At 59.2% G+C, this 26381-nt stretch carries 26 protein-coding genes and 1 pseudogene; 13 read left to right on the top strand and 14 right to left on the bottom strand.

Annotated features, from left to right (window positions below; translation table 11 throughout):
* Nucleotides 1-8 precede the first annotated feature (8 nt).
* The 4 genes from BLW11_RS22810 (at nucleotide 9) to rlmF (ending at nucleotide 5007) form a co-directional block, all read left to right on the top strand.
* On the top strand, nucleotides 9-437 hold the full coding sequence (locus tag BLW11_RS22810) for a DNA polymerase III subunit chi (RefSeq protein ID WP_048360191.1): 429 nt from the start codon (nucleotides 9-11) through the stop codon (nucleotides 435-437).
* 7 nt (nucleotides 438-444) lie between these two features.
* Nucleotides 445-834 (top strand): hypothetical protein, encoded by a 390-nt coding sequence (locus BLW11_RS22815; RefSeq protein ID WP_048359989.1) that lies wholly within the window; start codon nucleotides 445-447, stop codon nucleotides 832-834.
* 211 nt (nucleotides 835-1045) lie between these two features.
* Nucleotides 1046-3892 (top strand): valine--tRNA ligase, encoded by a 2847-nt coding sequence (locus tag BLW11_RS22820; protein ID WP_048359990.1) that lies wholly within the window; start codon nucleotides 1046-1048, stop codon nucleotides 3890-3892.
* A 98-nt stretch (nucleotides 3893-3990) separates the two neighbouring features.
* On the top strand, nucleotides 3991-5007 hold the full coding sequence (gene rlmF / locus BLW11_RS22825) for a 23S rRNA (adenine(1618)-N(6))-methyltransferase RlmF (RefSeq protein ID WP_048359991.1): 1017 nt from the start codon (nucleotides 3991-3993) through the stop codon (nucleotides 5005-5007).
* Nucleotides 5008-5182: 175 nt separating this feature from the next.
* Here the strand turns inward: rlmF and BLW11_RS22830 are convergent, their stop codons facing one another.
* Nucleotides 5183-5464, bottom strand: coding sequence for an HU family DNA-binding protein (locus tag BLW11_RS22830; protein ID WP_003440137.1), 282 nt, complete (start codon nucleotides 5462-5464; stop codon nucleotides 5183-5185).
* A 386-nt stretch (nucleotides 5465-5850) separates the two neighbouring features.
* On the opposite strand from BLW11_RS22830, the gene yejK reads away from it, so the two are divergent.
* Together yejK and BLW11_RS22840 are read left to right on the top strand one after the other, a co-directional pair.
* Complete coding sequence (gene yejK / locus BLW11_RS22835; protein ID WP_048359992.1) at nucleotides 5851-6855, top strand: nucleoid-associated protein YejK; 1005 nt, start codon at nucleotides 5851-5853, stop codon at nucleotides 6853-6855.
* Complete coding sequence (locus tag BLW11_RS22840; protein ID WP_048359993.1) at nucleotides 6855-7214, top strand: glutaredoxin family protein; 360 nt, start codon at nucleotides 6855-6857, stop codon at nucleotides 7212-7214. Before yejK ends, BLW11_RS22840 begins: the two co-directional genes overlap by 1 nt.
* On the opposite strand, the gene BLW11_RS22845 is transcribed toward BLW11_RS22840, so the two are convergent.
* The 4 genes from BLW11_RS22845 to BLW11_RS22860 all read right to left on the bottom strand — a co-directional run bounded on the left by BLW11_RS22845 (nucleotide 7171) and on the right by BLW11_RS22860 (nucleotide 9984).
* Nucleotides 7171-7482 carry a GIY-YIG nuclease family protein gene (locus BLW11_RS22845; protein WP_048359994.1) on the bottom strand — a complete coding sequence of 104 codons (312 nt, stop codon included), beginning with the start codon at nucleotides 7480-7482 and terminating at the stop codon, nucleotides 7171-7173. The two genes, BLW11_RS22840 and BLW11_RS22845, sit on opposite strands and share 44 nt — an antisense overlap.
* Nucleotides 7479-7949 (bottom strand): nuclear transport factor 2 family protein, encoded by a 471-nt coding sequence (locus BLW11_RS22850; protein WP_048359995.1) that lies wholly within the window; start codon nucleotides 7947-7949, stop codon nucleotides 7479-7481. The genes BLW11_RS22845 and BLW11_RS22850 overlap by 4 nt, the downstream gene beginning before the upstream one ends.
* 66 nt (nucleotides 7950-8015) lie before the next feature.
* Complete coding sequence (locus BLW11_RS22855; protein WP_048359996.1) at nucleotides 8016-9335, bottom strand: CynX/NimT family MFS transporter; 1320 nt, start codon at nucleotides 9333-9335, stop codon at nucleotides 8016-8018.
* Entirely contained in the window at nucleotides 9325-9984 is a 660-nt protein-coding gene (locus BLW11_RS22860) for a FadR/GntR family transcriptional regulator (RefSeq protein ID WP_048359997.1), read from the bottom strand. The genes BLW11_RS22855 and BLW11_RS22860 overlap by 11 nt, the downstream gene beginning before the upstream one ends.
* 165 nt (nucleotides 9985-10149) lie before the next feature.
* Between BLW11_RS22860 and BLW11_RS22865 the strand changes: the two genes are divergently transcribed.
* Nucleotides 10150-10461 carry a type II toxin-antitoxin system MqsR family toxin gene (locus tag BLW11_RS22865; RefSeq protein WP_048359998.1) on the top strand — a complete coding sequence of 104 codons (312 nt, stop codon included), beginning with the start codon at nucleotides 10150-10152 and terminating at the stop codon, nucleotides 10459-10461.
* Nucleotides 10458-10927: pseudogene (locus BLW11_RS22870) on the top strand (type II toxin-antitoxin system MqsA family antitoxin). Before BLW11_RS22865 ends, BLW11_RS22870 begins: the two are co-directional and overlap by 4 nt.
* An 84-nt stretch (nucleotides 10928-11011) precedes the next feature.
* On the opposite strand, the gene BLW11_RS22875 reads toward BLW11_RS22870, so the two are convergent.
* The 4 genes from BLW11_RS22875 to BLW11_RS22890 all read right to left on the bottom strand — a co-directional run bounded on the left by BLW11_RS22875 (nucleotide 11012) and on the right by BLW11_RS22890 (nucleotide 15175).
* Nucleotides 11012-11776: an amino acid ABC transporter ATP-binding protein gene (locus BLW11_RS22875; protein ID WP_048360000.1), complete on the bottom strand. Its 765-nt coding sequence runs from the start codon at nucleotides 11774-11776 to the stop codon at nucleotides 11012-11014.
* Between the two features lie 13 nt (nucleotides 11777-11789).
* Nucleotides 11790-12887 (bottom strand): amino acid ABC transporter permease, encoded by a 1098-nt coding sequence (locus BLW11_RS22880; protein WP_048360001.1) that lies wholly within the window; start codon nucleotides 12885-12887, stop codon nucleotides 11790-11792.
* A gap of 10 nt (nucleotides 12888-12897) precedes the next feature.
* Complete coding sequence (locus tag BLW11_RS22885) at nucleotides 12898-14079, bottom strand: amino acid ABC transporter permease (protein WP_048360002.1); 1182 nt, start codon at nucleotides 14077-14079, stop codon at nucleotides 12898-12900.
* Between the two features lie 67 nt (nucleotides 14080-14146).
* A complete protein-coding gene (locus tag BLW11_RS22890; protein WP_048360003.1) occupies nucleotides 14147-15175 on the bottom strand; it encodes an amino acid ABC transporter substrate-binding protein in 1029 nt (342 codons plus the stop codon).
* 419 nt (nucleotides 15176-15594) lie between these two features.
* Here BLW11_RS22890 and BLW11_RS22900 point away from each other — a divergent pair, with 419 nt between their 5' ends.
* Nucleotides 15595-16251 (top strand): alpha/beta hydrolase, encoded by a 657-nt coding sequence (locus tag BLW11_RS22900; RefSeq protein ID WP_048360004.1) that lies wholly within the window; start codon nucleotides 15595-15597, stop codon nucleotides 16249-16251.
* Nucleotides 16252-16334: 83 nt separating this feature from the next.
* A complete protein-coding gene (gene rhlB, locus BLW11_RS22905) occupies nucleotides 16335-17843 on the top strand; it encodes an ATP-dependent RNA helicase RhlB (protein ID WP_048360005.1) in 1509 nt (502 codons plus the stop codon).
* A gap of 111 nt (nucleotides 17844-17954) precedes the next feature.
* On the opposite strand, the gene moaE is transcribed toward rhlB, so the two are convergent.
* The 3 genes from moaE to moaC are packed head-to-tail and all read right to left on the bottom strand — an operon-like array spanning nucleotide 17955 to nucleotide 19122.
* Nucleotides 17955-18404, bottom strand: a complete 450-nt coding sequence (moaE, locus tag BLW11_RS22910) for a molybdopterin synthase catalytic subunit MoaE (protein ID WP_048360006.1) — start codon at nucleotides 18402-18404, stop codon at nucleotides 17955-17957.
* 2 nt (nucleotides 18405-18406) lie between these two features.
* The gene (locus BLW11_RS22915; RefSeq protein ID WP_048360007.1) at nucleotides 18407-18652 is read right to left on the bottom strand and encodes a MoaD/ThiS family protein; all 246 of its coding nucleotides are present in this window, start codon (nucleotides 18650-18652) and stop codon (nucleotides 18407-18409) included.
* Nucleotides 18649-19122 (bottom strand): cyclic pyranopterin monophosphate synthase MoaC, encoded by a 474-nt coding sequence (gene moaC / locus BLW11_RS22920; protein WP_048360008.1) that lies wholly within the window; start codon nucleotides 19120-19122, stop codon nucleotides 18649-18651. Before moaC ends, BLW11_RS22915 begins: the two co-directional genes overlap by 4 nt.
* Before the next feature lie 145 nt (nucleotides 19123-19267).
* Between moaC and BLW11_RS22925 the strand changes: the two genes are divergently transcribed.
* Nucleotides 19268-19714: a DMT family transporter gene (locus BLW11_RS22925; protein ID WP_048360009.1), complete on the top strand. Its 447-nt coding sequence runs from the start codon at nucleotides 19268-19270 to the stop codon at nucleotides 19712-19714.
* Here BLW11_RS22925 and BLW11_RS22930 read toward each other — a convergent pair.
* The gene (locus tag BLW11_RS22930) at nucleotides 19703-20614 is read right to left on the bottom strand and encodes a LysR family transcriptional regulator (RefSeq protein ID WP_048360010.1); all 912 of its coding nucleotides are present in this window, start codon (nucleotides 20612-20614) and stop codon (nucleotides 19703-19705) included. The genes BLW11_RS22925 and BLW11_RS22930 overlap by 12 nt on opposite strands.
* 41 nt (nucleotides 20615-20655) lie before the next feature.
* Between BLW11_RS22930 and BLW11_RS22935 the strand changes: the two genes are divergently transcribed.
* Nucleotides 20656-21789, top strand: coding sequence for an efflux RND transporter periplasmic adaptor subunit (locus BLW11_RS22935; RefSeq protein WP_053069545.1), 1134 nt, complete (start codon nucleotides 20656-20658; stop codon nucleotides 21787-21789).
* Complete coding sequence (locus tag BLW11_RS22940; RefSeq protein ID WP_048360011.1) at nucleotides 21786-24827, top strand: MexW/MexI family multidrug efflux RND transporter permease subunit; 3042 nt, start codon at nucleotides 21786-21788, stop codon at nucleotides 24825-24827. Before BLW11_RS22935 ends, BLW11_RS22940 begins: the two co-directional genes overlap by 4 nt.
* A 51-nt stretch (nucleotides 24828-24878) precedes the next feature.
* Here the strand turns inward: BLW11_RS22940 and BLW11_RS22945 are convergent, their stop codons facing one another.
* On the bottom strand, nucleotides 24879-26273 hold the full coding sequence (locus BLW11_RS22945; protein ID WP_048360012.1) for a PhoH family protein: 1395 nt from the start codon (nucleotides 26271-26273) through the stop codon (nucleotides 24879-24881).
* Between the last annotated feature and the right edge of the window lie 108 nt (nucleotides 26274-26381).

The following is a 26381-nucleotide window of genomic DNA, read 5'->3' on the forward strand; positions in this document are numbered from 1 at the left end:
ATAAAGAGCTGACCAAAGTCGACTTTTACATCCTGCCCAGCGCAGACCCGGCAGCGCGCCTGGATTTCGCCTGCAAACTCACCGAAAAGGCCTGGCGCCTTGGCCATCGCGTGTATCTGCACTGCGCGGATGGCGTACAACGCCAGGAGCTGGATGAACGCCTGTGGCGCTTCAAGGGCGAGAGTTTCGTGCCCCACAGCAACACCGAAGACGAACCCGACGGCGTGATCGTGATGGGGCTGGCAGACGCACCGCCCAGCCATCAGGACTTGCTGATCAACCTGGACCTCAAAGTCCCCGAATTTTTCAAACGCTTCGCACGCGTGGCCGAAGTAGTGGTCGAAGACCCCGCCGTACGACTGGCCGCACGGGAGAGTTTCCGCTTCTACCGTGAACAGGGCTATCCTCTGCAAGACCACAAGCTACAACGACTCTGAGCACACAATGGACACCTCCAATTCGCCGCAAAAAGCTGCACACCTGCTCGATGACCTTGAGTCCATTCGCAAGCTGCTCGGCGATGAAGGCCTGCAACCGCCGCTGCTGACAGAGATGGTCAGCCAGGAGGGCGAGCAGATTCCGCTGCTGTCTGAAGTGATCGACGATGAAGCCGAGCACGTCCCGAGTCAGATACCGCTGGTCGGCATTACCCCGGCCCCCGTCGCAGAAAAAGCCCCGGACGCATTGCTCGTGCATCTGGACAAAGAACTGCGCACCGCGGCGCAAGCGATCATGCAAGACGTGATCAACGACTTCGCCCCCCACATCGAAACAGAAATCAAGCGCCGCCTCGAAGCGCACATGGAGCGCCTGCTCGCTCAGCATCAGAACTGATTGGAGCCCCAATTCCTGTAGCCGCTGCCGCAGGCTGCGAAAAGGTTCGCAGGACCTTCAAAAGACCGGGGCCGCTGCGCAGCCCATCGCAGCCTCGCGCCTCGGCAGCGGCTACAAAATTTCGGACTCAGCAGCACAACTCGCCCTGCGCCTCCCACCCCGCTATACTTGTCGGCTTTCCTGAATTAATGCCAATAGGGTCCCGCCGCGCATGGATAAGACCTACCAGCCGCACGCCATTGAAACTTCCTGGTACAAAACCTGGGAAGAAGAGAATTATTTTGCCCCGCAAGGCGCGGGCGACCCGTACACCATCATGATCCCGCCGCCGAACGTCACCGGCAGCCTTCACATGGGTCACGGCTTCAACAACGCGATCATGGACGCCCTGATCCGTTTCCGCCGCATGCAGGGTCGCAACACCCTGTGGCAGCCGGGCACCGACCACGCGGGTATCGCCACCCAGATGCTGGTTGAGCGTCAGATCGAAGCACAAGGTCTGAACCGCCACGACCTGGGCCGCGAAAAATTCCTGGACAAGATCTGGGAATGGAAAGACCAGTCCGGCGGCAATATCAGCCGTCAGATCCGTCGCCTCGGCTCGTCCGTAGACTGGAGCCGTGAACGCTTCACCATGGATGACGGCCTGTCAGAAGCCGTGAAAGAAGCTTTCGTGCGTTTGCACGAAGACGGCCTGATCTATCGTGGCAAGCGTCTGGTCAACTGGGACACCAAGCTGCACACCGCCATTTCCGACCTTGAAGTGGAAAACCACGACGAGAAAGGTTTCCTGTGGAACCTGCGCTACCCGCTGGCTGACGGCGCCAAGACCGCCGAAGGCCTGGACTACCTGGTGGTTGCCACCACTCGTCCGGAAACCATGCTCGGCGACGCTGCCGTTGCGGTAAACCCGGAAGACGAACGCTACAAGGCCCTGATCGGCAAATTCGTTGAGCTGCCACTGGTTGGCCGCCGCATCCCGATCATCGCTGACGACTACTGCGATCCTGAATTCGGCACCGGCTGCGTGAAAATCACCCCGGCCCACGATTTCAACGACTACGAAGTCGGCAAGCGCCACAACCTGCCGCTGCTGAACATCTTTGACAAAAACGCCAAAGTGCTGGCTGCTGCTCAGGTGTTCAACCTCGACGGCAAGCTCAACGAAACCGTCGACGGCACCCTGCCAGCCAAATACGCCGGCCTGGATCGCTTTGAAGCGCGTAAACAAATCGTTGCTGATTTTGACGAAGCCGGCCTGCTGGTCAGCGTCGACGATCACGCCCTGAAAGTACCGAAGGGCGACCGCTCCGGCACCATCATCGAGCCGTGGCTGACTGACCAGTGGTACGTATCGACCAAGCCGCTGGCAGAACCTGCCATTGCTGCCGTTGAAGACGGCCGCATCGCGTTCGTGCCTAAACAGTACGAAAACATGTACTTCTCGTGGATGCGCGACATCCAGGACTGGTGCATCAGCCGTCAGCTGTGGTGGGGCCATCGCATCCCGGCCTGGTACGACGAATCGGGCAAGGTCTATGTAGGCCGCGACGAAGCTGAAGTCCGCGCCAAGAACAACCTGGGGCCGGACGTTGCGCTGCAACAGGACAACGACGTGCTCGACACCTGGTTCAGTTCGGGTCTGTGGACGTTCTCCACCCTGGGCTGGCCGGAAAAAACCGACGCGCTGAAAACCTTCCACTCCACTGACGTGCTGGTGACGGGCTTCGACATCATTTTCTTCTGGGTTGCCCGGATGATCATGCTCACCATGCACCTGGTGAAAAACGAAGACGGCACCCCGCAAGTTCCGTTCAAGACCGTGTATGTACACGGACTGGTACGAGACGGTCAGGGCCAGAAGATGTCCAAGTCCAAGGGCAACGTCCTGGACCCGCTGGATATCATCGACGGCATCGAACTCGAAGAACTGGTGGCCAAACGTACCACCGGCCTGATGCAGCCAAAACTGCTGAAGAAGATCGAGAAGCAGACCCGCGACGAATTCGCAGACGGCATTGCCAGCTACGGCACCGACGCCCTGCGCTTCACCTTCTGCTCGCTGGCGTCCACCGGTCGTGACATCAAGTTCGACATGGGCCGCGTTGAAGGCTATCGCAACTTCTGCAACAAGATCTGGAACGCTGCACGCTACGTGCTGGACAAGGGCGAAGACTGCGGCCAGAACGGCGAAGCCTACGAACTGTCACTGGCCGATCGCTGGATCATCTCGCAGCTGCAACGTACTGAAGCCGAAGTGACCCGTCACCTCGACCAGTTCCGTTTCGACCTGGCCGCACAAGCGCTGTACGAGTTCATCTGGAACCAGTACTGCGACTGGTACCTGGAACTGTCCAAGCCTGTGCTGTGGGACGAGAACGCTCCGGTAGAACGTCAGCGCGGCACCCGCCGTACGCTGGTCCGAGTACTGGAAGTGGCCTTGCGCCTGGCGCACCCGTTCATGCCGTTCATCACCGAAGAAATCTGGCAGCGCATCGCGCCGCTGGCCGGCGTTGAAGGCAAGACCATCATGCTGCAACCTTGGCCAGTGGCCAACGAAGCACGCATTGACCAGGCGGCCGAAGACGATATCGAATGGCTCAAGGGCCTGATGCTCGGCACGCGTAACATCCGTGGCGAAATGAACATCGGTCCGGGTAAGCCATTGCAGCTGTACCTTAAAAACGTCAGCAGCGAAGACCAGCGCCGTCTGACCGAGAACGATGCCTTGCTCAAAAAGCTGGCTAAACTCGAATCGATCACCGTGCTGCAAGACGGTGCCGAAGCGCCTCTGTCTGCTACCGCTCTGGTAGGCGAGATGGAAGTGCTGGTGCCAATGGCCGGCCTGATCGACAAAGATGCAGAGTTGGCGCGCCTGGACAAGGAAATCCAGCGCTTGCACGGCGAAGTAGCACGCGTTGGCGGCAAGTTGTCGAACGCCGCATTCGTTGACAAGGCCCCGGCCGAAGTCATCGAGAAAGAACGTGCCAAGTTGGCCGAAGCCGAACAGGCCTTGAGCAAACTGGCAGACCAGCACGCGCGGATTTCCAGCCTGTAATCACGCTGCGCACCTGATCGCGGGCAAGGCCGCTCCCGCAGGGTTTAACTCTGCAGGAGCGGGCTTGCCCGCGATTGCTTTTGTGGAATGAATTGAACATGACTACCCCACGTACTTCCAAAGCCACACGCCACAAGCCCAAGCCTGCAGGTGAAGCCAAGCCGGTCGAGCCGCGCGTCAAGCCGAGCCTGCACCCGCGTAACCGTCACCAGGGCCGCTATGACTTCCCGCAGCTGATTTCGGTCTGCCCTGAGCTGGCGGAGTTTGTGATCATCAACCCGTACGGCAAAGAGAGCATCGACTTCGCCAACCCGAGCGCCGTACGCGTATTCAACCGCGCCCTGCTCAAGGCGTTCTACGGGATTGCCCACTGGGATATCCCGGCTGACTACCTGTGCCCGCCGGTACCGGGGCGCGCCGACTACGTGCACTTCCTGGCAGACCTGCTGGCCAGCATCAACGACGGTGAAATCCCGCGCGGTCAGAACGTTCGCGTACTGGACATCGGCATGGGCGCCAACTGCGTCTACCCGCTGATCGGCCATAGCGAATACCGCTGGCAGTTCCTGGGCACCGAAGTCGACCCGACGGCAGTAAAAGCCGCCAAGGCGATTGTGCAGTCCAACGGTCTGAACAAAGCCATCAGCCTGCGCCTGCAACCCAACCCGCAGAAGATCCTGCTGGACCTGCTGGAAAGCAGCGAGCGCTTTGACCTGACCATGTGCAACCCGCCGTTCCACGCCTCTCTGGATGAAGCGACGCGCGGCAGTGAGCGCAAATGGCGCGCACTGGGCAAGGCAGATCCCAAGCGCAAGCTGCCGGTTCTGAACTTCGGTGGCCAGGCGGCCGAATTGTGGTGCGAAGGTGGCGAACAGCGCTTTGTCACTCAGCTGATTCGCGAAAGCATTCAGGTGGGCCGCCAAATACTGTGGTTCAGCGTTTTGGTGTCCAAGGCTTCGAACTTGCCGGCCATCCAGACTGCGCTGAAAAAAGCGGGTGCCCGCGAAAGCCAGGTGGTGGACATGTCCCAAGGCAACAAGCAAAGCCGCTTTGTAGCCTGGACGTTCCATGACAAAGAGCAGCAGCAGATGTGGCGCGAGAAGAACTGGAAGTAAGCAGCCACAGATGTAGCCGCTGCCGCAGGCTGCGATAAGAGCAGAGGGGCCCTGAGAAAGCGGGGCCGCTTCGCAGCCCATCGCAGCCTCGTGCCTCGACAGCGACTACAAGATTTGCGGGCATAAAAAAACCGCACTTCGGAGTGATCCGAAGCGCGGTTTTTTTACAACAGTCTTACTTGTTAACAGCGTCAGTCAGGCCTTTGGCCACAACGAGCTTGATAACTTTTTTGGCTGCGATTTCGATGGCTGCGCCAGTCGAAGGGTTACGGCCAGTACGGGCAGGACGCTCGGTCACTTTCAGTTTGCCAATACCTGGCAGAGTGATTTCGCCGCCATTTTCCAATTGATCAGCAACGATCTGAGCCAGTTGGTCCAGAGCGTTACGCGCAGTAGTTTTTGGCGCGTCGATAGCTTCAGCGATATCGGCAATCAGTTGGTCTTTAGTAATAGCCATTGAGATGTTCCTTCCCTATCAAATTCATTTGGTTTGCAGAGTGCAATGTCAGCCATCGAGCCAGATCTCAAGGGTCTGGCACACCCGCCAGCTTTCACGACGAATCGCGGATGTAGATAGCTAAAACGGGGTTTGGTTCGACCTGACACATGCTGAATGCACGCTTTACGCCGTTTCCGAGCGCAAGACCGGGCAAAACTAGCACAGAGACGACCAAATATCCGCCTCTACCTGGCCATTTGGTCAGCTTTCTGGCCTTAAAACTGTAAAAAAACCGCCTCGGGCGCACTCAAGCCCCCCAAACCCCGACCCATCGCTCAGGTGCGGTACACTTGGCGTCTTTGCGGGGTGTGCACCCTGCCCTCTCATTACACGCCGAGAAGCCCATGCCGATCCGTCATTGCATCGTCCATTTGATTGACAAAAAACCTGACGGTACGCCCGCAGTTCTCCACGCCCGCGACTCTGAACTGGCCGAGTCTCAAGCCATCGAGAACATGCTCGCTGACCTCAATGAAAGCTATAACGCCAAGCAAGGCAAAGCCTGGGGCTTTTTCCATGCCGAGTCCGGAGCGCACCCGTTCAGCGGCTGGCTCAAGGAATACCTCGATGGCGGTAAGGACTTCACCGCTTTCAGCCGCGTTGCCGTCGAGCATCTGCAAAAACTGATGGAAGAGTCCAACCTCTCCGTGGGCGGTCACGTGCTGTTCGCCCATTACCAGCAAGGCATGACCGACTACCTGGCCATCGCCCTGCTGCACCACAGCGAAGGCGTTGCGGTGACCTCGGAGCTGGATGTGACCCCGTCCCGCCACCTGGACCTCGGCCAGCTGCACCTGGCCGCACGGATCAATATTTCCGAGTGGCAGAACAACAAGCAGTCCAAGCAGTACATTTCGTTCATCAAAGGCAAGAACGGCAAGAAAGTCTCGGAGTACTTCCGCGACTTTATCGGCTGCCAGGAAGGTGTCGACGGCCCGGGCGAAACTCGCACCTTGCTCAAGGCTTTCAGCGATTTCGTTGAAAGCGAAGACTTGCCCGAAGAGTCCGCCCGCGAAAAAACCAAAACCCTGGTCGATTACGCCAGCAGCCAGGCCAAAATCGGTGAACCGATGGGCCTGGCAGAGCTGTCCGAGCTGATCGACGAAGAACGCCCCAAAGCGTTCTACGACCATATCCGCAACAAGGACTACGGCCTGTCGCCAGAGATCCCGGCCGATAAACGCACCCTTAACCAGTTCCGTCGCTTCACCGGGCGCGCTGAGGGCCTGTCTATCAGCTTTGAAGCCCACTTGCTGGGCTCCAAGGTCGAATTCGACGAAGAGGCCGGCACACTGGTGATCAAGGGCCTGCCGACCCAACTCCTCGACCAGCTCAAGCGCAGCAAGTAATGCTCAAGGGTGTCTTGAAGAAAGTCCTGTTTGTTCTGGTGGTGGTGGTTATCTTCCAGAACTGGGGCAAGATCGAGCGAGTGCTCAACCCCTCAGGTGTCGTGCCCGAACAAACCCGGGCCAACGCCCGGGTGGTCCTGTATGCCACCGAGTGGTGCGGCTACTGCAAGGCGACGCGCCGGTTTCTGGATGAGAAAGGCATCCCGTTCAAAGAGTTCGATATCGAGAAAGACCCCGCTGCACGCCAGGCCTATGAAGCGCTGGGCGGCCGCGGGATTCCGATACTGGACGTCAATGGCACGCTGCTCAGGGACTTCAAGCCGGATGCGATAATGGCGGCGCTGAAGACTGGCCAATAGCGCAGTGTGCCTGGCTTTGCACCAGGCATTCCTTGGCGCTCTTTTTGAGCTTTTTGATCAGTCGTTCCTGGCGCAAGGCTTCGCCCTTGTCTGGCCAGGACTCGACATAAACCAATGCCACCGCCGGGCTCGAAGCGAAGAAGCGCGCGCCCTTGCCCGTCTGGTGCTTGGCAAAGCGGCGCACCGGGTCATCGCTGATGCCGCAATACAGAGCGCCATTGGCGGCCCGCACCAGGTACACACACCAGGGTTTTTCACTCACTTTCAACGGCCAGCCTGAAAGGCCTTGAGCCCTTTTTGCGCCTGAGCCCGGATGGCGTTTTTCACCAACGGCGTCCACCCCAGCAACACTCCCTTGGCCCCCAGCGCCTGACGCGACCAGCGCCACAGGTCAAAGTGATCGTGGTGCTCGCAGATCTTGCCGTCACGAAACACAAACCGTGCCTGGATATCGTTGACCACCGTGGCGCCGGTCTGGCTGAACACGTAGGTCGCCACCCAATGTGCGCTGCCGCGCTGCCCGTCGGCCTGAACCTGATCGAAGGTCAGGCTGAAATCCTTCGCACGCGAGGTCAGCATGCGCCACATGTCCGACGCATCGCGGCCGCGCAACTCGCCAAATACCGGGTCGCTGAACAACACGTCGTCGGTGTAACAGGCGGCCATTGCCTGAGCATCAAGCTGCTGGAAGGCTTGGTAGAAGCGAGTGATCAACGCTTGATGGTCTTGGCTCATGGCAGGGTCCGTTCGGGTCAGGAATCCCAGCACGATAATCTGCAATGAGCCGAAACACTACGTTCTTCAGACTCTCTCGCTCTGCACATTCACATAACGGGCACGCCCGGCACCGAGCCCGGCGACGATGGCCCCCAGCCCGATCACCGCGAAAATCCAGCCCACCGCACTCCAGCCCCCCGTCACCTCATGCACCACGCCGACGGCCAGCGGCCCCAGCGATGCCACGGTATAACCAATGCCCTGGGCCATGCCCGACAGGCTGGCAGCCACATGGGCATCGCGTGAGCGCAACACGATCATGGTCAGCGCCAGGCTGAACGTACCGCCCTGCCCCAGGCCCAACACAATCGCCCAGCCCCACAGCCCCTCGATAGGAGCGTAAAGGCAGCCAAACAAGCCGGCCAGGGTCATGCACATGACCACCACAATGGCCAGTCGCTGATCTTTACCGCGTGTGGCCAGCCAGGGCGCCGTGAGCGCCGTCAGCAGTTGCACGATGACCGAGCCAGACATTACCAGCCCGGCCTGGGTCGGCGTCAGGCCGCGCCCGATCAGGATCGAAGGCAACCAGCCGAAGACGATGTAGGACAACGAGGACTGCAACCCCATATAAAGCGTCACCTGCCAGGCCAACGGGTCACGCAACAGACCACGCACGCGATAAGCGACGTTGTGTGCCCCCTGACGCTTGGTTACTTGCGGCAACCAGAAAACAGCTGCAATCAGCGCAGGCAACGCCCAAAACCCCAGCCCCATCGCCCAGCTCTGGCCCAGCCACTCACTCAGAGGCACCGTCGCCCCGGCAGCCAACGCCGCGCCAAGGCACAGGGCCATGGTGTAAACCCCGGTCATGGTGCCCGCATGCCCGGCGAAATCACGCTTGATAATGCCCGGCAAGAGCACGCCGATCACGCCGATACTGGCCCCCGCCAGAATGCTCCCGGCAAACAGCCCCACCTCGCCCAGGTAACTGCGCAGGACAATCCCGCCGCCCAGCGTGAGTAGAATCCCCAGTACTACCCGTTCAGTACCAAAACGTCGGGCCAGGATCGGCGCCAAAGGCGCGAACACCCCCAGGCAAAGCACCGGCAATGTTGTCAACAAGCCGGCATGTGCTGCCGACAGGCCCAAGCTGTCCGACACCTCGCCAAGCAGCGGCGCCATGCTGGACAACGCGGGGCGCAGGTTCAACGCCACCAGCACCAGGCCCAACAGCAACAACCACGGGCGCAGCACCACCGGCGGGGTTTGCTGCACCTGCTCGTCGTCAATCTCGGCGTCGATCAGCAACGCTTCCAGCTCATCCAGATGACGAACGGGTTCAACACTGGCATTGGCGACTGAGGTGGGGTGGGTCATGGCCTTCTCCGGTTCAAGGTTCATTGATCAACGTCCGGCACAGCGCCATGGCCCGTTGGGAGTCTTGTTGTTCGACGGCTTCGAGTAACTCGACATGCAGGTCAAAAACCAATTGGCGCCGCGGATGAACGTCCATTGTTTTGCGCAAATGGTTGCTCACCACGCTCGCGGTGTAGCGGTACAGCTCGCTCAAGGCCGGGTTGTGCGCGGCATCTATCAGTCGCTGGTGAAACAGCAGATCGCAGCAGATATAGGTGTCGAGTTCACCGTGGTAGTGCTGGCCGCTTGCTTGCAGCGCCTGATGCAACAGCCGCAAGTCTTCGTCCGTGCGGCGCAGGGCTGCCAGGCCAACGGCTTCGACTTCCAGAATGTGCCGCATCTCACGTCCCTGCTCCATCGAACAGGATGACAACGCACGCAGCGTATCCATCGGGTCCACACGCCCGCGAAGGTAGCTGCCATCCCCTTGGCGGATCTCGATCAGCCCGGCAAACGCCAGCACGCGCATGGCTTCACGCACGGTGTTACGGCTGATGTTCAACTGCGTCGCCAGCTCGGGCTCGGTCGGTAAACGCTGCCCCACCTCCCAGGTACCGTTGTTTATTCGCGTACGCAGCTGCTCGAGGGCCTGGTCGACCAAGGAACGTTTTACTAGAGGGGAAGCATCTGTCATTGAATTCGCCTTTTCATCCAATCATAGGATGAATTTTCCCACATCCTATCCAGAGCTCTGCATATGGGCAATCAACTACAGATTAAGAGCTCCAAAAAAATGATAATTAACCATTGAATAAAAAACCCTTTAAGGGTAATTTCAAGCGTATCGAGGCTGCCTCTTATGGAAAAGAAAACACCTCACTACAACCTCCAGTGCATACAAGCCGATGTACTCCGGCTTGGCGCAGTAGCGTTCACCAAAAGTGCACTGGATGGCGGACGAACCATGGGCCTGACCCTCGCCCAAATGCAGCGGGTCATTGCCTCTTTAGAGCGCAGGGCGCTGTACAAGTCGATGTCGACCCACGCCGACCACAAGGTCTGGCAGGACGTCTATCACGCGCAGGCCTACGGTTTGGCTATCTATATCAAGGTGACCTATCGCCCCTGTGGAGGGCCGCCCGTCATCGCCTTCAAGGAGAAAGACCTGTGAGCAGACATGACTGCTACACCTGCGGTGCCCCCAATGCGATGCAAGCGTTCAAGGGCCGCAGTTTCAATGTGAGCTTCAAGCAATTGAACCGGATGGTGCACAGCTTGGCAGGCCATGAGTGCACTGAATGCGCAGAAATCGAGTTCGATGCCCCCAGCGCAGAGCGTTACGCCCGGGCCGGCGATGAACTGATCGAAGATGCCAAACGGGTGATGGCCGATGAAATGAAGCGTATCCGGCGCAAGCTGCACTTCACCCAAAAAAGTGCCGTGCAGTTGCTGTCGGGGGCGGGCACAATGCGTTCAGCCGCTATGAACGGGCCGAAGTGGAACCACCCAAACCCTTGTTTGTACTGATGCGCCTGCTCGATCGCCACCCCGAACTGGTTCAGGAGCTGCAAGTAATCAACGAGTGCGCAGACATCAATGCGCTGCTGGTGCAAAAAGAGCAGCAGCGCCAAAAATAACCTGTAGCGCTGGCACAGGCTCCGACAAGGGGGTCGCTACGCTCCCCATCACAGCCTGCGCCAGCGATTACAGGTGCCGGTGGATCAATGCAAAATCTGGTTCAGGAACAACTTGGTCCGGTCATTTTGCGGGTTGTCGAAGAAGTCATTCGGGGCCGCCTCTTCAACGATTTCCCCCTTGTCCATAAAGATCACCCGGTTGGCCACGGTGCGGGCAAAACCCATTTCATGGGTCACGCAGAGCATGGTCATGCCGTCTTCGGCCAAACCGATCATGGTGTCCAGTACCTCTTTGACCATCTCCGGGTCGAGCGCTGAAGTCGGCTCATCGAACAACATGATTTTGGGTTTCATGCACAGCGCCCTGGCAATCGCCACACGCTGCTGCTGACCACCCGACAACTGCCCCGGAAACTTGTGCGCCTGCTCCGGAATCCGCACTCGTTCCAGATAATGCATGGCGATTTCTTCAGCCTTGCGCTTGGGCATCTTGCGTACCCACATCGGAGCCAGCGTGCAGTTTTGCAGGATGGTCAGATGCGGGAACAGGTTGAAATGCTGAAACACCATACCGACTTCACGACGCACGGCCTCGACCTGCTTGATGTCATTGGTCAACTCTACGCCATCCACCACAATGCGGCCCTGCTGGTGCTCTTCAAGGCGATTGAGGCAACGGATCGTGGTTGACTTGCCCGACCCCGAGGGCCCGCACAATACAATCCGCTCACCCGGTTGCACGTTGAGGTTGATGTCCTTGAGCACGTGAAACTGGCCGTACCACTTGTTAACACCCTGCATCTGAATAATGCCTTCAGGGCTCGCAGGTTTTTTGATTGCTTCACTCATGTCGCACTCCTACCTAACGCTTGTGGCCAGTGTCCAGCTTGTGCTCCAGATGCATGGAGTAGCGGGACATACCAAAACAGAAAATCCAGAACACCAACGCTGCAAACACATAGCCTTCGGTCGCCATGCCCAACCATTTCGGGTCGGCTGCAGCTTGCTTGACGCTATTGAGCAGGTCGAACAGCCCGATGATGATCACAAGGCTGGTGTCCTTGAACAGGGCAATAAAGGTGTTCACGATGCCGGGAATAACCATCTTCAAGGCTTGCGGCAAAATCACCAGACCCATGCTGCGCCAGTACCCCAGGCCCATGGCCGCAGCGGCTTCGTACTGCCCTTTGGGAATGGCTTGCAGACCGCCGCGCACCACTTCAGCCACATACGCCGACTGGAACAGAATCACCCCGATCAAGGCCCGCAGCAGCTTGTCGAAGTTCATGCCCTCAGGCAGAAACAGCGGCAGCATCACCGAGGACATGAACAGCACGGTAATCAGCGGAACGCCGCGCCAGAACTCGATGAAAGTCACGCACACCACACGAATGGCCGGCATGTCTGAGCGTCGTCCCAGCGCCAGCAAAATCCCCAATGGCAAGGCACCGGCAATGCCCACCGTGGCGATGACCAGCGTGAGCATCAGGCCGCCCCACTGGCTGGTGGCGACGTTGGTCAGGCCCCAGTAACCGCCATGCAACAAGCTGAAGGCCAAAATCGGGTAAACCACCAAAAAGCCCAGCCCCCAGATTGCCTTGTGCTTGAAGCGCGAGATAAACAGCGGTGCTGCGCCAACCACGGCAAGCCACACAGTCAGGTCTACCCGCCAGCGCAGTCCGGTCGGGTAATAGCCATACATGAACTGACCAAAACGCTGCTGGATAAACACCCAACAAGCGCCTTCCTTGGTGCAGTCAGCCTGAGTGGTGCCGACCCAGTTGGCATCAAAGACCGTCCAGCTCAGCAATGGCGGCACGATCAGCCAGATCAGGTAAAAGGCAAACAGGGTGAGCAAGGTGTTGAGCCAACTGGAAAACAGATTGGCCCGAGCCCAGGCGACGATGCCGATGCGGTTGCCCGGCGGCGGCATGTCGGGTTTGAAAACATGAGTCGTCATAGTCCCGTCCTCATCGCTCGATCAGCGCAATACGCGTGTTGTACCAGTTCATCAGCAGCGAAATGCTGATGCTGATAGACAGGTAAACGCTCATGGTGATGGCGATGACTTCAATAGCCTGCCCGGTCTGGTTCAGTACCGTGCCGGCAAACAGTGAAACCATTTCCGGATACCCGATGCCCGCCGCCAGGGACGAGTTTTTCACCAGGTTCAGGTACTGGCTGGTCAGCGGAGGAATAATCACCCGCAGCGCTTGCGGGATGATCACTTTGCGCAACGTAGGCCCAGGGCTCAGGCCCAGCGAGTGGGCAGCTTCGGTCTGGCCGTGGCTGACCGACTTGATCCCCGAACGCACGATTTCGGCAATAAAGGCTGCCGTGTACACCGTCAACGCAATGGTCAGCGCCAGCAGCTCAGGGATCAGCACCCATCCACCGACAAAGTTGAAGCCTTTGAGCTGCGGCATCTCCCAATGCACCGGGGTGCCGAACAGCAACACGCACAGCGCCGGGATCACCAGCAACAGCCCCAGCCCTGCCCAGAACTTGTGAAACGGCACGCCCGTATCTTCGAAGCGCTTGTTGGCCCAACGGACCATCAGAACGGTGGCCACCATCGCGAGCACCACGCTGGCAGCAAATGGCCAGAAAGCCTCTGTGCCAACCGCCGCTGGCATGTTCAGGCCGCGACTGCTCATATAAAAGATGTCGGCAAAGTTATGGCTGTTGCGGGGCCCCGGCATGGTCAGAAACACCGCGAAGTACCAGAACAGGATTTGCAGCAGAGGAGGAATATTGCGAAAGACCTCTACATACACCGTCGCCAGTTTACTGATCATCCAGTTCGACGATAAACGCGCGATACCGACGATAAAACCCAGAATCGTCGCCAGCACGATACCGATCACCGACACCAGCAGGGTGTTCAGCAAACCGATAACGAAGACCCGGGCGTAACTGTCGGACTCGGTGTAGTCAATCAAATGCTGCGCAATGCCAAACCCGGCACTGCGTTCAAGAAAGTCAAAACCCGAAGTAATGCCACGGTGCTGCAGGTTGGTCTGGGTGTTGTTAAACAGGTACCAACCCATGAAGACCACCAGTGCAACGGTGATGATCTGGAATAACCACGCACGCACACGTGGATCGCCAAGGCTGAACCTGGGCTTGGGTGCGCCGACTTTAATTTGCATGAAATGCCCCTGAAAAATTGGATCAGACAACATCACCCGGCAGTTGGCCTACCGGGTGAAAGGGCAATCAGCGCACAGGAGGTGCGTATTGGATGCCGCCGTTATTCCACAAAGCGTTCAGCCCGCGGTCGATGGCCAGAGGAGTGCTTTTGCCGAGGTTTTTCTCGAAGACTTCGCCGTAGTTACCGACCTGGCTGACGATCTGTACCACCCAGTCCTTCGGCAGTTTCAGGTCTTTACCGTATTCACCGTCCGCACCCAGCAGGCGGGCGACGTCCGGGTTTTTGGTCGACTTGGCTTCTGCCAGGACGTTTTTGGAGGTGACACCCGCCTCTTCAGCATTGAGCATGGCGAACAGGGTCCATTTGACGATGCTGAACCAGTCCTCATCACCCTTGCGTACCACAGGGCCCAGAGGCTCCTTGGAAATGGTTTCCGGCAGAACGACATAGTCGTTCGGGTTCGCCAGTTTGCTGCGCTGTGCATAAAGCTGCGACTTGTCAGAAGTCAGTACGTCGCAACGGCCGCTTTCCAGCGACTTGGCGCTTTCGTCAGAAGTGTCGAAGGTAATCGGGGTGTACTTGAGGTTATTGGCGCGGAAGTAGTCCGACACGTTCAGCTCGGTGGTGGTACCGGCCTGGATGCAGATGGTTGCACCGTCCAGTTCCTTGGCACTTTTTACACCCAGCTTGTTGTTGACCAAAAAGCCGATGCCGTCGTAATACGTCACGCCCGCAAACACCATGCCCATGCCCGAGTCACGGGAACTGGTCCAGGTGGTATTGCGCGACAGCACGTCAACTTCACCCGACTGCAGCGCGGTGAAACGCTCCTTGGCGTTCAACTGGCTGAACTTGACCTTGGTTGCATCGCCGAATACCGCTGCGGCCACTGCGCGGCATATATCAGCATCAATACCCATGATCTTGCCGTCTTTGTCAGGTACCGAAAAACCCGGCAAACCGTCACTGACACCACATTGCACAAACCCTTTCTTTTTAACGCCGTCCAGAGTTGCGCCTGCATGTGCAAAACCACTGACACTCAACACGATGGCTGCTGTGGCCAAAGCCAGGGTGGATTTCAACTGCTTCATTCAAACCTCCAGTGCTGCTTTTTTGTGTTTGAACAAGACCCGCCGCCCCCTTGTGAGGCGCATGTTGACCCGTGTTGGCTTTTTATTGGGTCAAGCGGCATAAGTCTTGAGCGATGGGTGCATCGCACGAACCGTCAAACTGAAGCGCTCACTTGAGCTGTTGAATTCCTTGTCTAACTTCACCCTCGGGATTTTTGCTGTCCCCCCGTCGGCAGTAGCCTGTTAGTGTTACCGCCGAGGGTGAACGCATTCACGTCCCTGTCCACATAGCAAAGCCCGTACCACACTCGTGTCTTAGTAAGTTCAGTACGTAATATCGGAAAAAACGTTCAAGCAAGCGACATTTTCTGTAATTTTTAACCGACCAAGCACTTTTGTAGCGCACCCGGTTTGCGCACATGCACAACGATGGAGCAGCCATGACCCAACCTCTGATCATTCAGCCTCAAAAGACCGCAGACGCCTGTGTTATCTGGCTCCACGGCCTGGGCGCCGACCGCTATGACTTCATGCCGGTGGCCGAAGCACTGCAACAGTCGTTGCTGACCACTCGCTTTGTATTGCCGCAGGCACCGACCCGCGCGGTGACCATCAATGGCGGTTATGCCATGCCCAGCTGGTACGACATCAAGGCCATGAGCCCTGCCCGTTCCATCAGCGAAGAAGAACTGGAAGAGTCGGCGGATACGGTCATCAAGCTGATAGAAGACCAGCGCCAGAGCGGTATCGACGCCAACCGGATTTTTCTGGCCGGTTTCTCCCAAGGCGGCGCCGTGGTGTTCCACACCGCTTACCTGAAATGGCAAGGGCCGCTGGGTGGCGTACTTGCCCTCTCCACCTACGCACCGACTTTCAGCGAAGTGCTGCCTTTGTCTGCCAGCCAGCAACGGATCCCGGCCTTGTGCCTGCATGGTCAGTACGACGGAGTGGTTCAAAACGCCATGGGCCGTACAGCTTATGAGCGTTTGAAGGCTGCAGGTGTGGCGGTTACATGGCAGGAATACCCAATGGGCCATGAAGTGTTACCCGAAGAAATCCGCGATATCGGTGCCTGGTTGGCAAAACGCCTGGGCTAAAACCGAAACATCCTTCGCTCACTACGCCGAGCACCCGACTTGCATTACACTGCCCGGCGTACACTCCTTAACCAACTGATGAGATGACCGTGCTCAAAGCACTCAAAAAAATATTCGGTAAAAGCGAGGCTGAGCCGCTCGCGCCAGCTTCCATGACACCTTCGAGCAACACCAGCCCGCGAACCGACGCGCAACAGCCTGGTCGTTCTGCTCCTGCTCCTGCTCCTGTTCCAGCCCCCGCGCCGGTGACCATTCCTGACGCACAGCCCGCTGCCGAACAACCGCACATCGAAAAACCAAAAATTGCAAAACCACGGCGCGAAGTGGCCCCCAAGCCACCGGTCATCCCCTGGAAGCTAGAAGACTTTGCGGTAGAGCCACAAGAAAGCAAAACCCGCTTTCACGATTTCAAGCTCACCCCTGAGCTGATGCATGCCATTCAAGACCTGGGCTTTCCGTACTGCACGCCGATCCAGGCTGAAGTATTGGGCTATACCCTGAGCGGTCGCGATGCTATTGGTCGCGCCCAGACCGGCACCGGCAAAACCGCCGCGTTCCTGATTTCGATCATCAGCCAGCTGACCCAGACCCCGCCGCCCAAAGAACGCTACATGGGCGAGCCGCGCGCACTGATCATTGCACCGACCCGCGAGCTGGTGGTGCAAATCGCCAAAGATGCGGCTGACCTGACCAAGTACACCGACCTGAACGTCATGACGTTCGTCGGCGGCATGGACTTCGACAAGCAGCTCAAGCAGCTTGAAGCCCGCCATTGCGACATTCTGGTGGCCACACCGGGCCGTCTGCTGGACTTCAACCAGCGCGGCGAAGTGCACCTGGACATGGTCGAAGTGATGGTGCTCGACGAAGCCGACCGCATGCTGGACATGGGTTTCATTCCTCAAGTACGCCAGATCATTCGTCAGACGCCGCCTAAAGCCGAGCGTCAGACGCTGCTGTTCTCTGCGACCTTTACCGAGGACGTGATGAACCTGGCCAAGCAATGGACCACCGACCCGGCCATCGTTGAAATCGAAGCGCTCAACGTCGCCAGCGACATGGTCGAGCAGCACGTGTATGCCGTTGCCGGTGCCGACAAATACAAATTGTTGTTCAACCTGGTCAACGACAACGGCTGGGAACGCGTCATCGTGTTCGCCAACCGCAAGGACGAAGTGCGCCGCATCGAAGAGCGTCTGGTACGTGACGGCATCAATGCCGCCCAACTGTCAGGCGACGTGCCGCAACACAAGCGCATCAAGACGCTGGAAGGCTTTCGCGAAGGCAAGATCCGCGTACTGGTGGCCACCGACGTGGCGGGCCGCGGGATTCACATCGACGGCATCAGCCACGTGATCAACTTCACCCTGCCCGAAGTGCCGGACGACTACGTGCACCGCATTGGCCGTACTGGCCGTGCAGGCGCCAGCGGCGTTTCCATCAGCTTTGCCGGTGAAGACGACTCGTATCAACTGCCATCGATTGAAACCCTGCTGGGTCGCAAGATCAGCTGCGAAACGCCGCCGACCGAACTGCTGCGCCCCGTCGTACGTGCTGTACGCAAGCCGTACGATCCGGATGCAACGGCCTGACTGAATCTGTAGCCGCTGCCGCAGGCTGCGACAAGGGCCAAAGGCCCTTCAACCAGCGGGGCCGCTTCGCAGCCCATCACAGCCTTCGACAGCGGCTACAAAGTTCGCACACTACTTCCAGCGATCTGCCGCCGCATCATCACTGGCCCGCCCTTCGACCCAGCGCGGGCCGTCGGTGGTCTGTTCTTTTTTCCAGAACGGGGCGCGGGTTTTCAGGTAATCCATCACAAACGCACACGCATCGAAGGCCGCCTGACGGTGAGCACTGGCCACGCCGACAAACACGATCGGCTCCCCCGGCTCCAGCGCCCCAATACGGTGCAGCACCTCAAGCTTGAGTAACGGCCAACGCTGCTCAGCCTCAACCATGATCTTGCCCAGCGCTTTTTCGGTCATGCCCGGGTAGTGTTCCAGGAACATCCCCGCCACATCACGCCCCTCATTAAAGTCGCGCACGTAACCGACAAAACTCACCACTGCCCCCACGCCCAGGTTGGCCGCGTGCAGTGCGTTGACTTCAGCGCCCGGGTCAAAGGCTGCCACTTGCACCCGAATGCCCATGATCAGCCTCCCGTCACGGGCGGGAAAAACGCCACTTCATCGCCGTCCGCCAGCGGTTCATCGAGCTTGCACAGTTCTTCGTTGCGCGCACACATCAGGTTGGGCTCGGCCAACACCTGCCAGGCGCCACCGCGCTGCAGCAAGTGCGAACGCAACTGCTCAATCGACGAGAACTCACCGCTTACCGACTCACCGTCAAGCCCCAGGGCTTCACGGTAGCGGGCAAAAAACATCACCGTGAGCTTCATGTCGCATCCGCCTGAAAGTGCCCGCTCTTGCCGCCGAGCTTCTCCAGCACACGCACGCTCTCGATGGTCATGCCGCGGTCGACCGCCTTGCACATGTCATAGATCGTCAGCGCCGCAACACTGGCAGCCGTCAGGGCTTCCATCTCGACGCCGGTCTGCCCGGACAACTTGCAACGCGCCACGATCAGTACGGCATCACTGCCCTGGGCGCTGAGCTCAACCTTGACGCTGGTGAGCATCAGCGGATGGCACAGCGGGATCAGGTCCGAGGTTTTCTTGGCCGCCTGAATTCCGGCGATCCGCGCCACGGCAAACACGTCGCCCTTGGGGTGGCCGCCACTGACGATCATGTCCAGGGTTTCAGGGCGCATGCGCACCACGGCTTGTGCCAGCGCCTCACGGGATGTCACCGCTTTATCGGTGACATCAACCATGTTGGCGCGGCCTTGAGAATCTAAATGAGTCAGCACAGGGGGGTACTCCAGACGGGAGCAAGGAGTGTAAACCCGAGGATTGCTTAAGGCCATCGACCCCACGAATACCGCGCATCAGAACATCGAATTGGCCGCCTGGCGGCATTCGCCGTACAACGGTTGAAACTTTGGAGCCGTCTTTATGCCGCTTTTTATTGTCATTGCCCTGAGCCTGTTTGCAGGCTTTGCCGTGCCCTTGCAGGCTGGCAGCAACGCCCGGCTGGGCATTGTGCTCGGCCATCCGTTTTGGGCCACGGTGATTTCGTTGCTGGTCAGTGGCTTGGCAATTGCGCTGGTGATGCTGATCGTCAAAGTGCCCCGCCCCAACCTCTCGGCGCTGATCAGCGGCCCCTGGTGGATCTGGCTCGGCGGCCTGGCCGGGGTGTTTTACATCACCGTCGCGCTGATCACCGTGCCGCGTCTGGGGGCACTGAATTTCATCATGGCGGTGGTGGTGGGCCAGTTGATCATTTCGCTGGTGATTGATTACTTCGGCTTGCTCGGCCTGCCTAAAAACAGCCCAAGCCTGCAGAAGATTCTGGGGGTGAGTGTGGTGCTGGCAGGGTTTGTCATTGCCTCACGGGGCTGAAGGCGCACTCACCTGTTTGACCAGTTCACGCAGCCAGCGATGGGCCGGGTCCTGATTAAAACGCTGGTGCCAGACCTGCACATAGTTGAACGGCGCCACGGTCAGCGGCGGAGGCATCGCCACCAGCGTGTCCCCCAGCGGCACGTTGTCCAGGGTGCGGGTGGCCACGGTGAGGATCAGATCAGTGTCGGCAATCATCCCCGGCGCCGTGCCCCAATGGGGAACGTTGACCGCCACCCGGCGCTGTAGACCCTGGGCGCGCAAAACGTTATCGACCTCGCCCTGGGTGTTGCCATCCATCGACACCAACAAATGCGGACGCGCCAGATAGCTGTCCAGGTCGAGCACGCCATTTTCGGGCAACGAACGCCGGTTAAGCAGGCAGGTAAAGGTTTCTTCGAACAGTACGTCGCAGCTGATATCCGCCGCCAGCGCCGCAAATACACCCACAGCCAGGTCGATTTTGCCCTGTTCGATTTGCTCCAGCATGCCCAGGCGGCTGTCCTGAATCACCACCAGAGAGGTGTCCGGCGCCAGCTTGCGCAGTTGCACCAGCAATTTGGGCAGCACGATAGCGGCGCCGTAATCGGACATCGCCACGCGAAAGGTGCGCTGCGAGTCGCCCGGCACAAAGTCGATGGACTGGCCAAGCAAGGTTTCGATCTGGCCGAGCACGGCCTTGAGCGGCGCCTGGAGGTTTTGCGCCAGCGCACTGAGCACAACCTCGTTGCCCTGGCGAATCAGCAGCGGGTCACCCAGCAGCAGCCTGAGTTTGTTCAGCGAGTGGCTGATGGCCGGCTGGCTCAGATGCAAGCGAACACCGGTGCGGGTCACGTGTTTTTCCGTGAGCAACGCATCGAGCACCACCAGCAGATTCAAATCGATATTGCGCAGTAACACTCCGACTCTCCTGTCATTAGCCCACTCCTAGGGAGCGCTGCATGCTAGATCCCACACCTTCCACTGCCACGGCGCGTAACACGAGCCAGCTTACCCCACGCAACGCCCTTTACGGGTTTTCAGGCCTGATGTTGATCCTGATCTTCTGGGCCGTATGGCGCTGGCAACAGCCGGCACCCGCCGCGTATGAGGCCGCGCCGGTCAAGGTGGCCGTGGCCATGGTCAGCAACCAGCCGTTTATCCGGTATCTGGACGCGATTGGCGAACTGGAAGCGGTGCAGGAAGTCAGCGTGCCCGCCGAGATTGGCGGGCGGATCATCGAATTGCCCATTGAATCCGGGCAAAGGGTCACCCGTGGGCAAGTTCTGTTACGGCTCAACGATGCGCCCGAGCGTGGTCAACTGGTGCGCTTGCAGGGCCAACTGGACAACACCCGGGTACGCCTGGAGCGGATGAAAAAACTGATCGGCTCAAACGCCATTTCCCGTGAAGCGCTGGACAACGCACAAGCCGAATACACCACCGCACGCGGTGCAGTTCAGGGGCTGGTGGCACAGATCGAGCAGCGCACCATCCGAGCGCCGTTCGACGGCACTCTGGGGATTCGTAAAGTCCATTTGGGCCAGTACGTGAACCCCGGCGATACCCTGATCAACCTGATCGGCAGCAAGGGCCTGTATGTCAATTTCAGTGTGCCCGAGCAAGCCCTGCTCCGCTTCTCCACCGGCAAAAGCCTGCTGATCGAACTCGATGCCCTGCCCCATCAACCGCTGACGGCCGTGGTCAGCAGCATCGATCCATTCCTTGATCGTTCCCGAACCGTAAGCGTGCAGGCACACCTGATAAACCCGCCAAGCACCGCTCTGCCGCGCATGTTTGCCCGGGTACGCTTGCCCCAGCCGCTGCCCGAAAACACCTTGAGCGTGCCAGAAACGGCAGTGACCTACAGCGCTTATGGCGAAGACCTCTATGTCGTGCAACCTGCAGGCATACCCACTGTGCGCCGGGTCTCGGTCAAGACCGGCGAGCGCCGCGATGGCTGGGTGGTGATCACCCATGGAGTGGCGCCGGGGGATCAGGTGGTGATCTCCGGTCAGATCAAACTCAGCGATGGCGCACGTATCGAGCCCATCACCCACAGCGTACTGGCCGTTGACGCAGGAGCCATCGAGTGAAGTTCACAGATATGTTCGTCCGGCGCCCGGTGCTCGCGCTGGTGGTCAGTTTGATGATCCTGCTGGCCGGGCTCAAAGCCTATATGGGCTTGCCCGTGCGCCAGTACCCATTGCTGGAAAGCTCCGTGATCACCGTCAGCACCGACTACCCCGGGGCCCCGGCCGAACTGATGCAGGGCTTTGTCACCCAGCCCATCAACCAGTCGCTGGCCTCGGTGGAGGGCGTCGACTACATCAGCTCGTCCTCGGTGCAGGGCCACAGCCTGGTAACGTTGCGCATGGCGCTGAACCAAGACTCGGCCAAGGCCCTGAGCGAGGTGATCGCCAAGGTCAACCAGGTCAAGTATCGCTTGCCGGAACAGGCCTACGACCCGGTGATCGAGCGCTCGGCCGGTGAGTCCACCGCCGTGGCGTATGTCGGTTTTACCAGCGATACCCTCTCGGCCGCAGCCCTGAGCGACTACCTAAGCCGGGTGGTACAGCCCTTGTTCGCCACGATTGAAGGCGTGGCCAAGGTCGATACCTTTGGCGGCCAGCGCCTGGCCATGCGCCTGTGGCTCGACCCGCAACGCATGGCCGGCCATGGCATCAGCGCCGCCGGGGTTGAACAGGCGATCCGCGCCAACAACTTCCAGGCCGCCCCGGGGCAAATCAAAGGGCAGTACGTGGTTTCATCGATTCAGGTCAACAGCGACCTCACCTCCCTTGACGAGTTTCGCGACCTGGTGATCAGCAATCGTGGGGACCGCCTGCTGCGCCTGCGCGATATTGCCGAGATCGAGCTGGGCTCGGCCGCCTACGAAACCAGCGCCCTGATGGACGGAAAACCCGCGGTGCATCTGGGGCTGTACGCCACGCCCAAGGGCAACCCACTGGTCATTGTCGAGGGCATCAAGCGCCTGCTGCCGGACATCCAGAAAACCCTGCCACCCGGGGTCGAAGCCGCGCTGGCGTTCGAAACCGCGCACTTTATCGAAGCCTCGATTGTGGAGGTGGTCCAGACCTTGCTCGAAGCGATCCTGATCGTGGTGCTGATCATTTTTCTGTGCCTGGGTTCATGGCGCACGGTGCTGATCCCGATCCTCAGCATCCCGCTGTCGATCCTCGGCGCCCTGGCCTTGATGGATTTGTTTGGCTTTAGCATCAACCTGCTGACGCTGCTGGCAATGGTGCTTGCCATCGGGCTGGTAGTGGACGACGCGATTGTGGTCACCGAAAACATCCACCGCCATATCAAGGAAGGCCTCGCCCCGCTTCAGGCCGCACTGATCGGCGCACGGGAAATCGCCTCGCCGGTGATCGCCATGACCGTCACCCTCGCCGCGGTATACATGCCCATCGGCCTGATGAACGGCCTGACCGGCGCGCTGTTCAAGGAGTTCGCCCTGACCCTGGCCGGCGCGGTGCTGGTGTCGGGCGTGATCGCCCTCACGCTGACCCCGGTGATGTGCGCAAAACTGCTGCCGGCCGGGCAAAACGAAGGCGCCATGGGCATGATGGCCGAGGGGTTCTTCCACCGTTTATCACGGCGTTATCAGCGAGGCTTGCTGCTGTCATTGCGCAAGCGCGGCGTGGTCCTGGGCTTTGCCGTGCTGATCCTGCTCAGCCTGCCACTGCTCTACGGCCAGGCCGCAAAAGAGCTGGCGCCCAACGAAGACCAGGGCAACCTGCTGCTGGCGATCAAATCCCCGCAGCACGCCAACCTCGATTTTGTTGAGCGCTACGCCGCGCAACTGAGTGGTGTCCTCGGCGCCATCCCCGAAGCCACCGGCACCTGGATCATCAACGGCACCGACGGTGTGGCGGCCAGCTATGCCGGGGTCAATTTCAAGGAGTGGAACCAGCGCGGGCGCAGTGCGGCGCAGATCCAGACGCAATTGCAGCAGCAGGTCGACGGCGTGGAAGGCAATGCCATCTTCGTCTTCCAGATGCCGGCGCTGCCCGCTTCCACCGGTGGTTTGCCGGTACAACTGGTGATCCGCAGCACCGAGGATTACCGCTCGCTGTACCTGGCCATGGAACAGCTGAAACAGCAGGCTCGGGCCAGCGGTTTGTTTGCCGTGGTCGACAGCGACCTGGCGTTCAACAACCCGGTGACCGAGGTGCGGATCGACCGCAACAAGGCCAACAGCCTGGGTATCCGTCTGCAAGACATCGCCAGCACCCTGGCGATACTGGTCGGCGAGAACTACACCAACCGCTTCGCGATGCAGGGCCGCTCCTATGATGTGATCGCACAAACCGGGGCCAGCCAGCGCCTGACGCCAGAGGCCTTGAACGGCTTTTACCTCGCCACAGATGCCGGGGTACAAGTACCGCTGGCCACCGTGGTCAGCTTGCACAGCGATATCCAGCCCAACCGCCTTAAACAGTTCAACCAGCAAAATTCGGCGACCTTGCAGGGCATCGCGGCACCGGGCGTGAGCCTGGGCCAGACCGTGGCTTTTTTGACCGAACACAGCGAGCAATTGCCCGCCAGTTTCAGCTACGACTGGCAGTCCGATTCGCGGCAATTTATCCATGAAGGCAACGCGCTGATGCTGACGTTCCTGTTCGCCCTGATCGTGATCTACATGGTGCTAGCGGCGCAGTACGAAAGCCTGCGAGACCCGCTGATCATCCTGATCACCGTACCGCTGTCCATCTGCGGAGCCTTGATCCCATTGGCGCTGGGCTGGGCCACGCTCAACATCTACACGCAGATAGGACTGGTGACGCTGATTGGTCTGATCAGCAAACACGGGATCCTGATGGTCGAGTTTGCCAACGAGCTGCAAGCCGCCACAGGCTGCTCACCGGCCAACGCCATCATCCGTTCGGCCCGCATCCGCTTGCGGCCGATCCTGATGACCGCCGCCGCCATGGTGGTCGGCCTCGTGCCTTTGCTGTTTGCCAGCGGCGCAGGGGCCAGCAGCCGCTTCGGGCTGGGCATCGTGATAGTCGTGGGGATGGTGGTGGGGACGCTGTTTACGCTGTTTGTGTTGCCGTCGATCTATAGCCTGATCTCCAAAAAACACACGACAGCACCCTCCCCCTGAAACGCAACCGGGCGGCTCAAGGCCGCCCGGGTCAGGGTTAAACAGGCAATGTCAGAGGTGCGACTCGGCGTATTCCGCCAGAATCGAGCGTGGTACCCCTTGCAGCGCAATATGCACGCCGTTGGGGAAATCTTTGAAACGCTCCGTCAGGTAGGTCAGCCCCGAACTGGTGGCCGACAGGTAAGGCGTATCGATCTGTGCCAGGTTGCCCAGGCACACCACTTTGGAACCGGCGCCGGCACGGGTGATGATGGTTTTCATCTGGTGCGGTGTCAGGTTCTGGCACTCATCGATCAGGATCAGGCTCTGCTGGAAGCTGCGACCGCGGATGTAGTTCAGGGATTTGAACTGCAACGGCACCTTGCTCAGGATGTAGTCGACGCTGCCATGGGTGTTTTCGTCATCCATGTGCAGGGCTTCAAGGTTGTCGGTGATAGCCCCCAGCCAAGGCTCCATCTTCTCGGCTTCGGTACCCGGCAAAAAGCCGATTTCCTGATCCAGCCCTTGCACGCTGCGGGTACAGATAATCCGCCGGTAGCGCTTGCTGACCATGGTTTGTTCAATGGCCGCCGCCAGCGCCAGAATGGTTTTACCCGAACCCGCTGCACCCGACAGGTTGACCAGGTGAATATCCGGGTCGAGCAAGGCAAACAGCGCGAGCCCCTGGTAAATGTCCCGTGGTTTTAACCCCCAGGCTTCCTGATGCAGCAGCGGCTCCTGGTGCATGTCCAGAATCAGCAGCTGATCCTTGCGGACTTCCTTGATCCAGCCAACAAAGCCCTGCTCATCAATGATGAATTCATTGATATGCACCGAAGGCAGGTTTTCGTTCATCTGCACCTGGTGCCAGGTGCGGCCATGGCCCTGACGGGTTTCCACCTTGTTGACCCGGTCCCAGAACGAGCCTGTCATGGTGTGGTAACCACGGGACAGCATCGACACGTCATCGACCAGCTGATCGGTGCTGTAATCCTCGGACTCGATCCCGCAAGCCCGGGCCTTGAGCCGCATGTTGATGTCTTTGGTCACCAGCACTACACGCAACTTCGGCTCGCGGGCGTGCAGGTCAATCAGCTGATTGATGATGATGTTGTCGTTGAGGTTTTCGGGCAACAGCGCATTGGGCTCGCGGCGCTTGCTCATCAGGATCGACAGAAAGCCCTTCGGAGCACCTTTGCCACGCTGGATCGGCACGCCCTTTTCAACATTTTCAGGGCTGGCATCACCGAGCAGTTGATCAATCAAACGAATAGCCTGGCGGCACTCTGCTGCCACCAGCAATTTGCCGGTTTTGAGTTTGTCGAGCTCTTCGAGCACTGTCATCGGGATGGTGACGTGGTGTTCCTCGAAGTTAAGCAATGCGTTTGGATCGTGAATCAGAACATTGGTATCGAGTACATAAAGGATTGGCTTGTGGGCAGAAGGAGTGCGTCCGTGATCATCCATACTCGGTCACCTTTGTGGGGAGCCAGTCGACGCAATACCGCAACAGTGCTGCGCCTCGAAGTGACTGCCGTCAAATACCTGCCCGATGGGTCTTGGAAGACGCCACCT

Origin of the sequence: Pseudomonas deceptionensis (assembly GCF_900106095.1) — a bacterium.
Taxonomy (GTDB): Bacteria; Pseudomonadota; Gammaproteobacteria; order Pseudomonadales; family Pseudomonadaceae; genus Aquipseudomonas; species Aquipseudomonas deceptionensis.

What these genes read in the sequence shown, in the direction of transcription:
- BLW11_RS22815 (WP_048359989.1), top strand. Translation starts at nt 445, where the DNA reads ATGGACACCTCCAATTCGCCGCAAAAAGCTGCACACCTGCTCGATGAC.
- BLW11_RS22820 (WP_048359990.1), top strand. Translation starts at nt 1,046, where the DNA reads ATGGATAAGACCTACCAGCCGCACGCCATTGAAACTTCCTGGTACAAA.
- rlmF (WP_048359991.1), top strand. Translation starts at nt 3,991, where the DNA reads ATGACTACCCCACGTACTTCCAAAGCCACACGCCACAAGCCCAAGCCT.
- BLW11_RS22830 (WP_003440137.1), bottom strand. Translation starts at nt 5,464, where the DNA reads ATGGCTATTACTAAAGACCAACTGATTGCCGATATCGCTGAAGCTATC.
- yejK (WP_048359992.1), top strand. Translation starts at nt 5,851, where the DNA reads ATGCCGATCCGTCATTGCATCGTCCATTTGATTGACAAAAAACCTGAC.
- BLW11_RS22840 (WP_048359993.1), top strand. Translation starts at nt 6,855, where the DNA reads ATGCTCAAGGGTGTCTTGAAGAAAGTCCTGTTTGTTCTGGTGGTGGTG.
- BLW11_RS22850 (WP_048359995.1), bottom strand. Translation starts at nt 7,949, where the DNA reads ATGAGCCAAGACCATCAAGCGTTGATCACTCGCTTCTACCAAGCCTTC.
- BLW11_RS22855 (WP_048359996.1), bottom strand. Translation starts at nt 9,335, where the DNA reads ATGAACCTTGAACCGGAGAAGGCCATGACCCACCCCACCTCAGTCGCC.
- BLW11_RS22860 (WP_048359997.1), bottom strand. Translation starts at nt 9,984, where the DNA reads ATGACAGATGCTTCCCCTCTAGTAAAACGTTCCTTGGTCGACCAGGCC.
- BLW11_RS22865 (WP_048359998.1), top strand. Translation starts at nt 10,150, where the DNA reads ATGGAAAAGAAAACACCTCACTACAACCTCCAGTGCATACAAGCCGAT.
- BLW11_RS22875 (WP_048360000.1), bottom strand. Translation starts at nt 11,776, where the DNA reads ATGAGTGAAGCAATCAAAAAACCTGCGAGCCCTGAAGGCATTATTCAG.
- BLW11_RS22880 (WP_048360001.1), bottom strand. Translation starts at nt 12,887, where the DNA reads ATGACGACTCATGTTTTCAAACCCGACATGCCGCCGCCGGGCAACCGC.
- BLW11_RS22885 (WP_048360002.1), bottom strand. Translation starts at nt 14,079, where the DNA reads ATGCAAATTAAAGTCGGCGCACCCAAGCCCAGGTTCAGCCTTGGCGAT.
- BLW11_RS22890 (WP_048360003.1), bottom strand. Translation starts at nt 15,175, where the DNA reads ATGAAGCAGTTGAAATCCACCCTGGCTTTGGCCACAGCAGCCATCGTG.
- BLW11_RS22900 (WP_048360004.1), top strand. Translation starts at nt 15,595, where the DNA reads ATGACCCAACCTCTGATCATTCAGCCTCAAAAGACCGCAGACGCCTGT.
- rhlB (WP_048360005.1), top strand. Translation starts at nt 16,335, where the DNA reads ATGACCGTGCTCAAAGCACTCAAAAAAATATTCGGTAAAAGCGAGGCT.
- moaE (WP_048360006.1), bottom strand. Translation starts at nt 18,404, where the DNA reads ATGGGCATTCGGGTGCAAGTGGCAGCCTTTGACCCGGGCGCTGAAGTC.
- BLW11_RS22915 (WP_048360007.1), bottom strand. Translation starts at nt 18,652, where the DNA reads ATGAAGCTCACGGTGATGTTTTTTGCCCGCTACCGTGAAGCCCTGGGG.
- BLW11_RS22925 (WP_048360009.1), top strand. Translation starts at nt 19,268, where the DNA reads ATGCCGCTTTTTATTGTCATTGCCCTGAGCCTGTTTGCAGGCTTTGCC.
- BLW11_RS22935 (WP_053069545.1), top strand. Translation starts at nt 20,656, where the DNA reads ATGCTAGATCCCACACCTTCCACTGCCACGGCGCGTAACACGAGCCAG.
- BLW11_RS22945 (WP_048360012.1), bottom strand. Translation starts at nt 26,273, where the DNA reads ATGGATGATCACGGACGCACTCCTTCTGCCCACAAGCCAATCCTTTAT.